Here is a 14,657-nt window from a genome sequence, read left to right as displayed (position 1 = left end):
GGAGTCATTAAAACTTTTAACGGAGAAACAAGTATGCCCAAGGTCTTTACTGATGAAAATAGAAATGAAATACGAGTAAAATTGCTCGACAAAGGCTTTAAAATGTTAAAGAAAGGCGGTCTTAATGCTGTTAACATAGACAAGCTTACTGGGAGCACCTATATCGCCAAAGGAACTTTTTATAACCTGTTTGAAAGTAAGTCCGAATTCATGTACCACATGATGCTTCATGAAAGAAAAAGAGCCAAAGATAAGCTTTTTTCTTACCTAGATGCTTCTGGTAAACTAACAAAGGATTCCCTGCAAGATTACCTTAAATGGCTATCTGTAGAAAATCCCAATGTATTTGCCTTTCTCACCGATGCAGAGAAAAAACGTCTGCTTGTTGCATGGTCAGATAAATATATTAAAGATGAAGAAAAAGACAGTGATACTATGCATATGCTGATATCGTTACTTGAATCCCCTGCTAAGGATCCCGACTGGATGCTCGCCTGCAATTATATGAAGCTCATTGCAGTTAGCCTTACCACTAAAAATGTGTTCATCAAAAAAAACTTTCAAGACATGATTGACTCTCTGATCACACATATCACAGAAATACTGTGTGATTAGCCTCCCTTATATAAACACATTATAACTCTTTGTGTTAGAAAAGGCTAACCGATTATTCAAAAAAGGACTGCCAATTTTGGCAATCCCTTTTGAATAATGAAAAAGCATCTCTAACATCAAAAGATGAAGAGATGCTAAAAAGCCTTGGGATATATATTAACAATTATTATGCAGACCGCATTTCAATTGAATCACTATCTAAGCATATCCAAAAATGCTTTAACATGTACGTCGCCAGCCTTGGTTTTTTCATAAGCTACATACACATTCCAGTTTATAGCATCTTCTATTGGAATCAGATTGATGTCACTAGAAATTGACTTCTTGTTATGAATATCAACATCTATTCCTATGCCAAGCCCTTCTGCTACAAACTCATAAATCATGGAGGCTTCCATTGTTTTTATCCTGATATTAGGATAAAAGCCTTCCCTCTCACAAGAGCTTACAAGATTTCTATAGGACTGATATTTTTCATTAAGGCAGATTAACTGCTCATCTTTTAAGTCTGCAATCTTAATGGATGACCTTGAATATAAAGGATGATTCTTTGGAACTACCGCACACATAGTCTTGCTTGCAAGCTCCTCTTCTACAAAATCAGAGCCAGCAATACGACCAATAACAAGAGCTATATCAAGCTTTCCCCTTATAAGGGCATCCTTGATTTCATCATTAGGACCCTCTTCTAGCACAAGCTTGGTATTTGAAAGCTTTTCCTGAAATTGCTCAACCTTAACAAGGGGAAGCATTCTTATAAGCCCGCAAGAATAGCCTACTTTGAACACATTGCTCTTGTTCTTAATTACCTCAAGCCCTGCTTCAAGTTCATGAGCCTTGGAAATAATACCAAGACTCTTTTCATAGAAAAAGGTTCCTGATTCTGTCGGTATAAGCCCCTGCTTGGTGCGCTCAAAAAGCTTTACCTGAAGCTCATGCTCCACCCTGTCTAAAAGCTTGCCAAGCCCCTGAGGTGTAATGTACAGAGTCTTAGCGGCTTTATTTATGCTTCTTGTTTCATAGCACTCAATAATTGCGTGAAAATCCTTAATATCCATGGCACATCCCATTAATAAAAATTATCTATCTCGTGTTACAACTCTATAAAGGCATGTAAACACAATTCCAACTACCGAGAATATTATAGCAATTATAAAAGCATTAGCATACGCATTTGTTGAAGCAAAAATATTTCTCATGATCTGAGGACCGAAGTATCCAGCAAGTGCAAATCCTATAAACATGATACCGTAGTTTACAGAATTGTTCTTAGGACCGAACTGGTCAGCTGTAAATCCAGGATATACACCCATGAATGAATCAAAGCTGATACCTACAATTGAAAGACCTACGTAGAACAATGCTACTATTCCCTGTCCACAATTGAAAAGGCAAACAAGTCCTACGATGGCAAGCGCACATGCTACTGTAAGTGTGTTGATACGACCAATCTTATCTGACACATATCCAGCAACAATTCGACCAAGTGCATTGAAGAATGCAAGAACTGATACAGCAAGGCTGGCAGAAACTACTGTCATGCCAATCATGTTCTGTGCTACAGCAGATGCCTGAGAAATAATCATCATTCCAGTGAAAGCACCACATGTAAGTAGAAGTAACATGATATAGAAAGCTGGAGTCTTAAGCATACCCTTCCAATCAAGATTCTTAGGAGCTGCACCATCAGCTTTTACAGCTGGCTCAAATCCATTTGGCTTGTATCCTTCTGGACACTGCTCCATGAATAAACAAGATAATGCGATAAGTACCATGAAGGTAATACCTACTGCCTTGAAAGCAAATGTAGCATCAGTATTCTGTACAACAACAGTTACGATTGGTGGTAAAATAACTGAACTCATACCATAAACAGCTGTAGTGATTCCACCAATAAGACCTCTCTTATCCGGAAAGAACTTAACACATGTTGAGATTGTGCTACCGTAAGCCATTCCAAGACCAAGTCCACCAATAAGTCCATAAGTTAAAATCAAAAATCCTACGCTGGTTGCAAAGCCAGAAAGGAACATTCCAAGTCCCCACATAATACCACCAACAAGGATAACCTTCTTTGGTCCAAATTTATCATTGAACCAACCACCAGAAATCATAGTGATAGGACCAACTGAGTTTGCTATCGTATATACGATAGCCAGATCACCTGGTGTTACATTCATTCCAAGTGTTGTGTTAAAGTAATCTGTCATTGCTGACGAAAATACGCTCCATGCATAAATCGAGCCAAGGCATAGATTAATAAAGCATGCTGCTAAAAGAACTATCCATCTTTTCTTATCAAGATTCATTTTATTTTCTCCTCGAATACTCTTATTTTTTTAAATATCAAGTGCTGCGTGATATCCCCAGTAAACTGCATTAGTGATTGTTGAAACCTTTGCAGCATCACCGATAACACGTACAAATGGAGCTGCATCTAAAAGCTCATTTACTACATCTGTACGAGAACGCTGACCAAGGGCACAGATTACGCTGCTTCCTTCAACCATTACCTCATTGCCATCCTTGTCTTCACAAAGAACACCATCAGCTGTAACCTTAACAGCCTTAAGTCCTGTGTGTACATCAACATATTTATCAATCTGCTGAAGAAGAAGTGGACGATGTCTTACGTTTGCATCAGGAGCAAGCATGTCTCTCATTTCGATGATAGAAACCTTCTTACCATCCTGGCCAAGGTGAACAGCACACTCACAGCCTGCAAGTCCGCCACCCATAACTACTACGTTATCGCCAACCTTTTCTTTTTCCTTATAATAATTGTTAACTACAACAACATTGTCTCCATCAAGACCTGGGATTGGTGGAACAAGTGGAGTAGAACCTACTGCAATAATGATTGCATCAGCATTTTCCTTCTCAGCGTATTCCTTAGTAACCTCTGTATTAAGACGAATCTCAACTCCCGCATTTCTAGCAAGCTTCTCGTATGTGCCAGTAAGCTGATACATCTCGTACTTAAATGAAATAGCCTGCTCACTCTTAAGAATTCCACCAAGCTCTGATTCCTTCTCGCAAAGGATAACCTGATGTCCACGACGAGCTGCGGTGTAAGCTGCATATAATCCACCAGGACCACCACCGGCAACAAGTACCTTCTTCTTTACTGGTGCAGGAGTTACCTCGTCACCTTCGATTTCTCTACCGATAAGTGGATTTACTGTACATCTTCTTGTAGATGTAGCTGCACGCTCAGCCATACATGTAAAACATCTTAGGCAACGAACGATTTCATCATCACGGTTCTCTGTAACCTTCTGTGGAAGGTATGGATCAGCAAGAAGTGCACGGCCCATGTAAACAATATCAGCCTTGCCTGAAGCGATGATTTCTTCCATCTGCTCTGGGTCATTAAGACCACCAAGTGTTGCTACAGGCACCTTAACGTGCTTCTTAATCTCAGCTGCAAGGAATACATTTCTGCCATGCTCTTCAAACATAGATGGATGTGTGATACCAAATGTCTTCTGGTATGTACCAGCTGAAACATGAAGAATATCTACATAATCCTCAAGCTGCTTTGCAATCTCGATTCCTTCTTCAATACCATATCCACCCTCGCAGAACTCTGAACCTGACATTCTAAATTCGATTGGGAAACGTGGACCTACTGCCTCACGAACTGAAGTTAAAATCTCTTTTGCAAGTCTACATCTATTTTCAAGGCTTCCGCCGTACTCATCAGTTCTCTGATTGAAAAGTGGAGAAAGGAACTGGTTAATTAACCAACCATGTCCACCGTGAATCATAATCATTTCAAAACCTGCACGCTTTGCCATTGCAGCTACGTCACCGTATGACTTAACGATTTCATCAATCATATCCTTAGTCATACCCTGAACCTCTACGCCATCAGGTCTAACTGTGTCCATAGGTCCCCACTGCTTCATAGTCTTCTGCTTTGTCTTATCTGTCATGTATGTGCCAGCAAACATACCAGAGTGTGAAAGCTCTAAAGATGGCATACCGCCATGTCTTCTGATTGCATCTGCTGTATATGTGGCACATGCAAGTGAATTAAGGATAGCTGGATTTAATCTATATGCGTGACTTCCGTCTGATTCATGTACCATGCACTCTGAAACTGTAACAGCGCCAGCTCCACCCTTTGAACGAAGCTCATAAAATGCTGTAGACTTTGGTCCTATACAACCATCATTTGTAATATCTGTTCCACCCATTGGAGCTGAGAACATTCTGTTTCTAAATGTTACACCAGCAACAGTAATAGGGCTGGTAAGATGTGGATACTTTCTTTCCATTGTAACCGGTTCCTCCTAAAATAACTTTGTTAAAAAAATAACATTTAAACTTGTTATTATTTTAACATGCCCCTATAATCTCCATCTATCAACAAAAAAAGAGCAGGTACAAACAAATAGTTTATACCTACCCTGTAAAAATCTTTAATTTATAATTAACCAAAAATGCTTAAACACTCCAGTCAAGACTTTCTGATTGAAGCATGCTCATACGTCTGAACAATCCATTTTCCTTTGCAAGCAGCTCTGATGGTGCACCCTCTTCAACTACCTTTCCATCATCAAGAACAACGATCTTATCGGCAGCCTCAACAGTACGCATACGATGTGCTATAACAAGAACGGTCTTTCCTGCAAGAAGCCTAGACAATGCCCCCTGAACCTTTGTCTCGTTTTCTACATCAAGAGACGCTGTCGCCTCATCAAGAAGAACTATAGGTGCATCCTTAAGAAGTGCCCTTGCAATAGAGATTCTCTGTCGTTCTCCACCAGAAAGCTTAGCGCCGTTTTCGCCAATAAAGGTGTTATACCCATCTGGCATCTTTGTTACAAACTCATCACAGTTTGCAGCCTTTGCAGCAGCTAGCACTTCCTCATCCGTTGCTCCATGTTTTCCAAGACGAATATTTTCCATTACTGTATCATCAAAAAGAACAACATCCTGAAATACCATTGAATAATCTGATAGAAGTACTTCTGGATCCACCTCAGCTATATTTATTCCACCAACCTGAATCTTTCCATCTGTAGTATCCCAAAGTCTTGCTGCAAGCTTAGCACAGGTACTCTTTCCTGAACCAGAAGGACCAACAAGCGCAGTCACCTCTCCTTCTTTTGCAGTAAAGGTTACACCTTTTAGAACGGATTCTTTATCATAAGCAAATTTGACATCCTTAAATTCAATATCATGACCTGCTGGAGCAAAGCTTTCTGCCCCACTAGCAGCATCTGCATCCTGAATCTCCATTAAACGATTTGCAGATACCTGTGAAATAAACATTTCTGCAATAAGGGCCAAGCTTTGATCAAAAGGAGCATAAATACGAGTGATAACCAACAAGAACATAAAATAAAGCATGAAATCTATATTCCCATTAAGGATAAGATTTGCTCCTGTTAGAATTGTGGTAGCCACGCCTAGTCGCATAATAACACTTGCCGCATTTACAAATATTCCTGTTGACAGTTCTCCTGCCAGTAGCGTTTTTTCATGGGCATCTATCTTAGAATTTAGGCCATCGAGATATCTTTCTTCCTGATTAGTAGCGCGAATCTCACGAATGTTTTCAAGTGCTTCCTGAATGCCATCTGAGACAGTTACTGCTGCTGCCTTTGAAATTTCAGAATGCTTTTTTGCAAGACTTCTACTTCCAAAAAGGAGAGCAAATGCTACAGGCACTCCCCAAAGGCAAGCAATTGCAAGCCTCCAATCATATATTAGCAACACTATTGCAATAATCACTGTTGATACATAAGAACCATATAGATAGCCAAGACAATGTGACCATACATGCTCTAATCTATTCACATCTCCCATGATTGTTTCTGTAAGATCTGCAAGATCCCTCTTTTCAAAATATCCTAGCGGTAATTTTCTTAGTCTTTCAGCTAATGTAATTCGTACCTTCTTGACCTCTCCATAGACAAGACCATAAGTAGCCTTATATTGTTCAATGTGGGTTAAAAGTGAAAGTAAAACAAATAATAATGTCAGTAGGATGAATGGTGTAACACTTGGAAGGCTCTTACCTTCTGTAAGAGTATCCATAAACTGTACCATAAGAAGATATAAGATTCCCATACCTCCCATTACCACCAGGTTAACTATAACAGTCCAGAACATTCCCTTCTTCACATTGGAAACTCCTGTATCAGAAAGGGCATATTTACGTTTGAAATTCTCACTGAACATTATGCAATCCTCCCTTCTTCTGTATCACCAATCTTCCACTGTGCTGCTTTGGTATAATCAGTCCACATACGTTCATACATTCCCTTCTTATCCAAAAGTTCACTATGTGAACCTTCCTCAATAAGCTTGCCTTCACTTAGGACGATTATTTTATCTGCGTTAACTACAGTTGAAAGGCGATGTGCAATCATTATAACTGTCTTATCCTTTGTAAGATTTGCAAAAGCCTTTTGTATCAACACTTCATTCTCTGGGTCTGCAAAAGCTGTTGCTTCATCAAGGACAACCACAGGAGCATCCTTTAAAATAGCTCTTGCAAGAGCAATTCTTTGTTGTTCACCACCTGAAAGATATGTTCCTTCAGTACCAAGCATTGTATTAATTCCATTTGGAAGTTTATCAATTATATCCATGCATTGTGCTGCCTTAAGAGCATCCATCACCTGTTCCTCAGAGGCATTAGGTCTGGACATGCGAACATTTTCTAATATAGTATTTTTGAATAGACGATTATTCTGAAATACGAATGCGATATGATTCATAAGAACGTGTGGATCTACTTCCTTCACATCCACCCCACCTACTTTTACAATTCCATCAGATGCATCCCAGAATCGTGGTATTAAGCTTGCTGCTGTAGTTTTTCCACCACCAGAAGGACCAACAAGTGCAATTGTCTCGCCGGCATTTGCTTTAAAGCTCACATGTGAAAGTGCAGGAATATCTGCACCATCATAAGTAAAACTAACGTCTATAAATTCCACTTCATTACCTTTTGGTACTTTTGGATTATCAGCTATTTTAAGAGTTGGCGCTTCCATAACCTGATTAATTCTGCCAAGTGCTGTCTGAGCCAACATCATTCCGCTGGCTGCAAACATAATTCTGGCAAGAGCAGTAGAAACGATAGCCGAAAAAACTGCATAAAATGCGAAGTTTGTAACAAGACCTGCCAGATTGCCAGCTGAATTTGCACCAGGTGCAATAAAAAGTACTGTAGGAACTAAGAATATAAATGCTCCTTCTGTAAATGTTAAATTTACAGCTTGAGGGACCTTGCAAACATCAGCCTGATAATACTCTGCCTTTGCGCTATAAGCTTCGATTGCCTCTTTAAACGCCTTGAAGGAATACACAGTTTGCTGAAAAACCTTTACAACAGGAATACCTCTAACATACTCTGTACCAGCCTTACTCATGGTATCCTGAGCAGCCTGATACTCTGCCATAAGATGGGCATTCTTTCCTCCCATCATAGTACACATAGCACCAACTGATATTACAGCAGCAAGTAAACAAGCAACTCCCATGCGCCAATCGAACACAAACATAAGCACTAACATTGTAAGAAACATAGCAATAGTTCCTACTATATCAGCTAAATTGTGAGCAAGTAATGTCTCTGTGTCAGCTGCTGCCCCATCAAGTCTGTTTCGAAGCAGTCCTGATGCATTACTGTCAAAGAATCCCAAAGGCGCTTTCATTAAATGAGCCATCCCCTGTTTTCTTATATTAGATGCAGTTCGAAATGCAGCAAGATGCGTGCACATAAGTGCTAAAAAATATACGATAATTCCTCCGACAGCAAATGCAAATGCCATCCATCCATACCTTGTAATATTCACCGCATTGCTCCAATTTGGTGCAACCATAATCAAATCTCTTACTACAAGCCAAATGCAAATGTAGGGAAGCATCCCGAGTATCATTGCAATTGCTGATAAAAACAAACCTAAAAAGGTTAATCCCTTATGGCTTCCTGCATACCCTAACAGAACTGCCACGTCACTTTGTTTCTTCTTTTCCATTTTGTTCCTCCCTTATATTTATGTATGTATTCATCTAAACTTTCCTCCCAGTTTACCTAATAATATTGTTTTTATTAAAAACCATGTGGTATTATAGATTAGTCACAACTAACTTTCTATACTGTTTTATCAAAAAAGGACATTTTAGCATTTAGATATTAATTATGAAAAATAATAATTCTATTAACGAAATAACATTTGAAAAGCTTGTTAATATAGACTCTGTATATACTATACACAGCTGTACCGATGACGGATATGTGGATATTACTCTGTTTCCATTTTTGCCAGGTATATTTGTGACCTTTAATGATGTGCATACCACTGTAATGCCAACAAACGATTACCTGGTTGATAAGGATTTAATTCTAATTAACTATTGTGTTTCGGGAAGATGCGAATTTCGGATTTCCGATAATGACTACAGATATGTAAAGGACACTTTTACCAGCGTAGGTTCCTTAGTGGTTTCTGACAGCTTCTACTACCCTTCTGCATTTTATCAGGGGTTTGAAATATATATCTATAAGAAGCTTTTTACGGCTGAGACTTTTCGTATGCTGGAATACTTCCATATCGATATAGACCAGCTGTATAAAGAATACGGCTATAAAGACAGTCTCTCTATACTAAAGACTGATATACAGGTTCAAAGGCTCTGGGCAGAGTTGTACGAAACCTCCACTCTTGACAAGGGACTTATTCAGCTAAACATACTAAAGATACTGTATATACTTTCCAATAGCTCTAGTGTTATCCCTGCCAACACCTCATACCTTACAAGGGAGCAGGCTAAGCTAGCAAAGGAAGTACACAGCATCCTTACAGAAGATATTTCTAAACATATCTCCATGCGTGAAATAGCTCTTAGGCTTAATACCTCAGAAAGCAGCCTAAAAAACTACTTCTATGCTATGTTTGGTATGTCTGTTTCCAAATACATGAAAAAAGAGAGATTAAAAAAAGCCTCTGCCTTACTGACAGAGACTCGTCTTCCTATTTCTGATATAGCAGTAAACTGCGGTTTCAGTAATCAGGGCCGCTTTGCAAAAATTTTTAAGGAAGAATACGGGAACTTCCCTCTGGAATACAGAAGAAAGTCCTCGTAGTGTTTTATACCATTATTATGCTTATTCATACTTTTGATGTCATTATAACCTTCTAAGTTAGTTTTGTCTAACTTTACAATGATTAATTTATTCACTAAGTAATTCTACCCACTCTTTACTTTTCCATTCCTAGTAAGTATTATATTCATTGCGATTTCATATAATTAAATCGTAATCTCATTTTAGAAAGAACTTTTGAATTTAAGCTATGAATACAAATATTAAAGGAATTCTTTTTACTATACTTGGAGCTGCATGCTGGGGACTTTCTGGAACCATGGGTCAGTACTTATTCGATGTCCAACAGATGGACAGTAGATGGCTTGTGCCAATAAGACTTGGGCTTTCAGGAATACTGATTCTAGCCTATTGCATAATCAAACATAAGGATACCGTAATCAAACCATGGAAATCAAAAGAAATGGCTTTTTGTATGCTGGTTTATGGAATCGCAGGTGTAAGTACCTGTCAGTTTTTGTATTTCCTCACTATTGAGCTTTCCAATGCCGCCATAGGTACAATCATGCAGGACCTTACTCCTATTTTCATACTTCTTGTTACATGTATTAGTATGAAAAGAGCACCGAAGATATCAGAAATAATATCCATTGCCCTTGCTATATCAGGTGTATTCCTTTTGACAACTCATGGAAATTTAGCGCATCTATCAATGCCTGTATCTGCTCTATTTGCAGGTGTTGGCAGCGCTTTTTGTGTAATGATTTACAACGTACTTGCTGAAAAGATAACCAAAGAAATCCCTGTTATTGTTGCACAGGGATGGTCATTTTTATTTGGTGGAATTCTTTTAGGACTTGCATTTAAAATGTGGCAGATACACTATGTTCCAAATATTTATGGAATATTGGGAATTGCATTTGTGGTAGTCGTTGGAAATATCTGCGCATTTACTCTTTATATAAGCGGTGTATCTATAATCGGGCCTCAAAAGGCAATTCTTTACAGCTTTGCTGAGCCTATAACTGCAGCGTCGTATATTGTAAATCTACTTTTGTACTCAAAAGTAGATTTACAATATACGACGCTGCAGGCTTTGGACTCATATTTTTGATGCTTTGGATGATTACATTTTCAAAAGAAAATAATAAATAGCATTATTCATTTTCTCACCTATGATTCATTTACTAGCTTTCCTGTCATATGAACTGGAGTAAGCTCTAGGCACTGCACTCTTGCCAGGTTATTTTTTAGCTCCTTTGCAAGATATTCCTTGTCATCAGTAAATTTCTCCACCAGGTGTGAGCAGATTTTAATTGTAGTTTTTTCATCCTCTACAAGCTTTATCTCACCAAATACTATTACGCTTTTGATATTTAAAGCCCAATCACCAGGCTTTCTGTAGCCTTTGTCATAAACACAAAAGCTTGCTTTTCCATTAGCCTTTATGGCATCAATCTTGTGTCCTTCTTTTGCTCCGTGGAAATAAATCTTTCCATCTTCCTCACAATACCACTGATTAATAGGCATGCCGTAAGGATAGCCATCTTCTCCTATAAGTGATAACACACCCCTTGGCTCATTCTTTAATACCTCAATACACTCTTCCTCAGATAATTGCTGCTTAAAGCGTCTCATTTTTCTAAACATAGCTTATTCCTTTCCAAGTAACTTCAATCCCACAATGCCTACTACAATAAGAATGACACAGATTACCTGTGGAACTGTCAGCTTTTCGTTAAATAAAAATACACCTAAAACAGATGTACCTATTATACCAAAGCCTGTCCACATGGCATATGCTGTTCCAAGTGGCAGCTGCTTTAGGGCAAGTGACAAAAACACCGCACTAAGAATATATCCCACCACTGTAATAATCGATGGAACAAGCACACTAAAGCCATCCGAATACTTCATTGCTATAGCCCAACTCACCTCAAAAATTGCCGCAAACAACAAAAAAATCCAATGCATAATAATCCTCCATTCTTCTACTCAAAATAAAAAACGCCAACCATGCATCTGCTAAGACCTAACGATGCAAGGCTGACGGTATTCCCACTACTCGGTAGCAGTGGGCGTCAAATATTCTTTTATATAATAAATATTAGTAGTGAATAATTCAAGCTAATTGTTATTTATTTGCTGTAGGATATTTTGCTATATCATCCTCTTCCCTTTGAATTCGAAGTATATCCCGCCATGCTTCTTCATCAATTTCTCTACCAGCAAATTGTTTATTGCGGTCTACCTCTGTAATTTCTCGAATTACACGACATGGATTTCCAGCTGCCACAGACCAAGCAGGAATATCCTTGGTAACAACAGAACCGACGCCAATTACAGTGTTATCTCCTATAGTTACTCCTGGACAAATTACCACGTTGCCACCAATCCACACATTGTTGCCAATAGTGACATCTATTCCATATTCATATAATGTATTTCTGGTAGCCGGATGTACTGGATGACCTGCTGTATAGATTGCCACATTTGGAGCAAGCTGCACATTATCACCTATTCTGATTCTACCTACATCTAACATGGTGCAATTGTAGTTTGCAAAAAAGTTCTTTCCTACTTCTATATGTGAACCATAATCACAATAAAATGGCGGATTAATAAATGCATCCCCCTCAGTCTTTCCAAGAAGCTCCTTAACAATTTCTTTTATTGAATCAAAATCAGCTCTGTCAACAGTATTCAATTTCTGCGTGAGACGCCTTGCTATCTTCTGCTCCTCAAACACTTCATCATCTGATATATATACCAGTTCCTTATCTCTTCTTTCAACATTACTCATTTTCATTGGATTATTCTCCTTCCGCTCCTAATGTTAGATTCCTATTTCACATTTCAAATGTAAATAAAGATATGCAGGCGACCACTTAAGATTCACTGGTGTAACCATAGCCTTAAACGCTACAGGTGGTGCCTGTGTTCCCTTATATGCATCCAAAAAATCATCTAAATTATCGCTTGTGAACCCATCAAAGATTAAAAGCTCAGATACATTTTCATCACAATCCATACCTGGCTTTGCATTTTTACTGGAACCTACTAAATACTCTATAGATTTGTGAATATCCTCATTATCTATATTCACAATCTCCGCTCCAATTGCTCGACAGGCTCTTACCACAGCCCCCATTTTATTAAACATAAGATTGTACACAAAAACTCTCATAGCTGGTCTCCTTACATCAGAAAAAAGAAATCTTAGTTTTACAAGAAAAATAAAAATTCCAATTACAATATTTGATCTATATTAATTTTATAAATCATCAGACGTAATAAATAATCAGGCATTTTTCGATTTCCTAACTCCCAATCTTGCATTGTTCGATACGGTATTCCAAAATATTCACAAAACTCACGCCTTGTCATCCCAGTACTTTCTCTCAATTCTATCAATTTCTTTTGATTGATATTATCTTCCATTAAATAAACACCTCTTGACTTCTACATTCTTATTGTTTTTATTTTTGCAATTTCATCTTTTAGCTGTAGCTTTGCATTTCTTAAATCAATATCATTTTGTAAATTAAGAAAGTATTCATCGGAAACTCCAAAAAATTTTCCTAGCCTTAAGGATGTATCAACAGATATTTTCCTGCGATTATGCAAAATATCCTGTACCCTAGAGGTAGGCACAAAAATGCTTTGTGCAAGTTTGTAAGCCGAAATTCCCATTGGTTCCATAAACTCTTCTTTTAATATTTCACCAACTGTTGGTGTATTAATTATCATAATGTTACCTCCTAATGATAATCCACAATCTCCACATCGTAGAATTCATTATCTATTTCTTGAAAACAAATTCTATATTTATCATTTATCCTAATGCTGTATTGTCCCTCTCTATCTCCTGACAGCTTTTCAAGCCTGTTACCTGGCGGTATTCGTAAATCATTAATATTTTCAGCATTATCCATCATTATTAGTTTTCTTAAGGCAATTCTAGAAACATCTACAGGGATTCTTTTGACATAATGCTGCTCATAAATACGCATCGTTTCTAGATTTTTAAATGATTTAATCATTATTATATCTCCATTATACATGTTTTACGTGTACACTTCAATCATATATAGTAGTGTACGCATTGTGTATATATTATCACCCGCAATGCGTATAGTCAATCAAACATTCCCCATGACTTATCCTTGACAAAACAATAAATTTGTCAACTTCAAAAAAGTCAAAAACACTTGTAGATTCCTTCAATTCACTTTAGAATAATCTTAGGAAATATAGACAGGAGGTTCTTATGGAGGACAAGATTACACTTACAATTGGCAAACAGAAAAACATTGCACTCATTGCTCACGATGGCAAGAAGCCACTTCTAATTCAATGGTGTGAAGATAACAAAGATATTTTGAAAAATCATTTTTTATGTGGCACAGGAACCACTGCCAGGATGATTTCAGACAAAACTGGACTTCCTGTTAGAGGCTACAATTCCGGCCCTCTTGGTGGTGACCAGCAAATCGGTGCAAAGGTAGTTGAAGGTAGAATTGATTTAATTATATTCTTTTCTGATCCTCTTACCGCTCAGCCTCATGACCCTGATGTTAAGGCACTTATGAGAATTGCTCAGGTTTACGATATCCCAATGGCTGTTAATAAGGCATCTGCTGATTTTATGATTAAATCAGCTCTTATGGATACATCTTATGACCACGATGTAATTAATTTCCAAAAGAATATTGCAGATAGAGCTAATACTCTATAAACAATAAGGTCTTTCTCACAACGAGAAAGACCTTTATTATTTTACTTTTGTATGATAGAAAATATTCTTTTGACTAATCTAAGCTTTCCATAGTTAGTGTTAGCATCTAAATAGTACAAAACAAAATGAGATATCCCCTTCAAGTATTGTATAATCAACAAATGGAGGAACTCATTATGTCACGTCAAAGAAAACAACACAGCAAGCAATTCAAGTTGGATGCTATCAACTATC

General features: G+C 37.8%; 16 protein-coding genes. 4 read left to right on the top strand and 12 right to left on the bottom strand.

Annotated features, from left to right (window positions below; all coding sequences use genetic code 11):
• A partial coding sequence (locus tag IJ535_RS13580; protein ID WP_294303893.1) for a TetR/AcrR family transcriptional regulator occupies positions 1–615 on the top strand: 615 nt, incomplete at its 5' end.
• Positions 616–809: 194 nt separating this feature from the next.
• Here IJ535_RS13580 and IJ535_RS13575 read toward each other — a convergent pair.
• The 5 genes from IJ535_RS13575 to IJ535_RS13555 all read right to left on the bottom strand — a co-directional run bounded on the left by IJ535_RS13575 (position 810) and on the right by IJ535_RS13555 (position 8,618).
• Entirely contained in the window at positions 810–1,673 is an 864-nt protein-coding gene (locus IJ535_RS13575; RefSeq protein WP_294303891.1) for a LysR family transcriptional regulator, read from the bottom strand.
• Between the two features lie 21 nt (positions 1,674–1,694).
• On the bottom strand, positions 1,695–2,924 hold the full coding sequence (locus tag IJ535_RS13570) for an L-lactate MFS transporter (RefSeq protein ID WP_294303889.1): 1,230 nt from the start codon (positions 2,922–2,924) through the stop codon (positions 1,695–1,697).
• Positions 2,925–2,954: 30 nt separating this feature from the next.
• The gene (locus IJ535_RS13565) at positions 2,955–4,898 is read right to left on the bottom strand and encodes an oxidoreductase (RefSeq protein ID WP_294303888.1); all 1,944 of its coding nucleotides are present in this window, start codon (positions 4,896–4,898) and stop codon (positions 2,955–2,957) included.
• Positions 4,899–5,067: 169 nt separating this feature from the next.
• Positions 5,068–6,810, bottom strand: coding sequence for an ABC transporter ATP-binding protein (locus IJ535_RS13560; RefSeq protein WP_294303886.1), 1,743 nt, complete (start codon positions 6,808–6,810; stop codon positions 5,068–5,070).
• The gene (locus IJ535_RS13555; protein WP_294303885.1) at positions 6,810–8,618 is read right to left on the bottom strand and encodes an ABC transporter ATP-binding protein; all 1,809 of its coding nucleotides are present in this window, start codon (positions 8,616–8,618) and stop codon (positions 6,810–6,812) included. Before IJ535_RS13555 ends, IJ535_RS13560 begins: the two co-directional genes overlap by 1 nt.
• Before the next feature lie 164 nt (positions 8,619–8,782).
• Between IJ535_RS13555 and IJ535_RS13550 the strand changes: the two genes are divergently transcribed.
• Both IJ535_RS13550 and IJ535_RS13545 read left to right on the top strand, forming a co-directional pair.
• Positions 8,783–9,727: an AraC family transcriptional regulator gene (locus IJ535_RS13550; RefSeq protein ID WP_294303883.1), complete on the top strand. Its 945-nt coding sequence runs from the start codon at positions 8,783–8,785 to the stop codon at positions 9,725–9,727.
• 208 nt (positions 9,728–9,935) lie between these two features.
• Positions 9,936–10,799, top strand: a complete 864-nt coding sequence (locus tag IJ535_RS13545) for a DMT family transporter (RefSeq protein WP_294303881.1) — start codon at positions 9,936–9,938, stop codon at positions 10,797–10,799.
• A 59-nt stretch (positions 10,800–10,858) separates the two neighbouring features.
• On the opposite strand, the gene IJ535_RS13540 is transcribed toward IJ535_RS13545, so the two are convergent.
• The 7 genes from IJ535_RS13540 to IJ535_RS13510 form a co-directional block, all read right to left on the bottom strand.
• Positions 10,859–11,335, bottom strand: coding sequence for a pyridoxamine 5'-phosphate oxidase family protein (locus IJ535_RS13540; RefSeq protein WP_294303879.1), 477 nt, complete (start codon positions 11,333–11,335; stop codon positions 10,859–10,861).
• 3 nt (positions 11,336–11,338) lie between these two features.
• Complete coding sequence (locus tag IJ535_RS13535) at positions 11,339–11,659, bottom strand: DMT family transporter (protein ID WP_294303877.1); 321 nt, start codon at positions 11,657–11,659, stop codon at positions 11,339–11,341.
• Between the two features lie 160 nt (positions 11,660–11,819).
• Positions 11,820–12,488, bottom strand: coding sequence for a sugar O-acetyltransferase (locus IJ535_RS13530; RefSeq protein ID WP_294303894.1), 669 nt, complete (start codon positions 12,486–12,488; stop codon positions 11,820–11,822).
• A 33-nt stretch (positions 12,489–12,521) separates the two neighbouring features.
• Positions 12,522–12,872, bottom strand: coding sequence for a DUF3783 domain-containing protein (locus tag IJ535_RS13525; RefSeq protein WP_294303875.1), 351 nt, complete (start codon positions 12,870–12,872; stop codon positions 12,522–12,524).
• Positions 12,873–12,934: 62 nt separating this feature from the next.
• Positions 12,935–13,126 carry a helix-turn-helix domain-containing protein gene (locus IJ535_RS13520; RefSeq protein WP_294303873.1) on the bottom strand — a complete coding sequence of 64 codons (192 nt, stop codon included), beginning with the start codon at positions 13,124–13,126 and terminating at the stop codon, positions 12,935–12,937.
• 21 nt (positions 13,127–13,147) lie between these two features.
• Entirely contained in the window at positions 13,148–13,435 is a 288-nt protein-coding gene (locus tag IJ535_RS13515) for a HigA family addiction module antitoxin (RefSeq protein WP_294303868.1), read from the bottom strand.
• Positions 13,436–13,446: 11 nt separating this feature from the next.
• Positions 13,447–13,728, bottom strand: a complete 282-nt coding sequence (locus IJ535_RS13510; RefSeq protein WP_294303867.1) for a type II toxin-antitoxin system RelE/ParE family toxin — start codon at positions 13,726–13,728, stop codon at positions 13,447–13,449.
• Positions 13,729–13,955: 227 nt separating this feature from the next.
• On the opposite strand from IJ535_RS13510, the gene IJ535_RS13505 reads away from it, so the two are divergent.
• Positions 13,956–14,423 carry a methylglyoxal synthase gene (locus IJ535_RS13505; protein ID WP_294303866.1) on the top strand — a complete coding sequence of 156 codons (468 nt, stop codon included), beginning with the start codon at positions 13,956–13,958 and terminating at the stop codon, positions 14,421–14,423.
• Positions 14,424–14,657 lie beyond the last annotated feature (234 nt).

Source organism: Pseudobutyrivibrio sp., assembly GCF_017471675.1.
In the GTDB taxonomy this organism is placed as follows: Bacteria; Bacillota; Clostridia; order Lachnospirales; family Lachnospiraceae; genus Pseudobutyrivibrio.
Note: the sequence above shows the minus strand (reverse complement) of the source record. Positions and strands in the feature narration are given on the sequence as shown.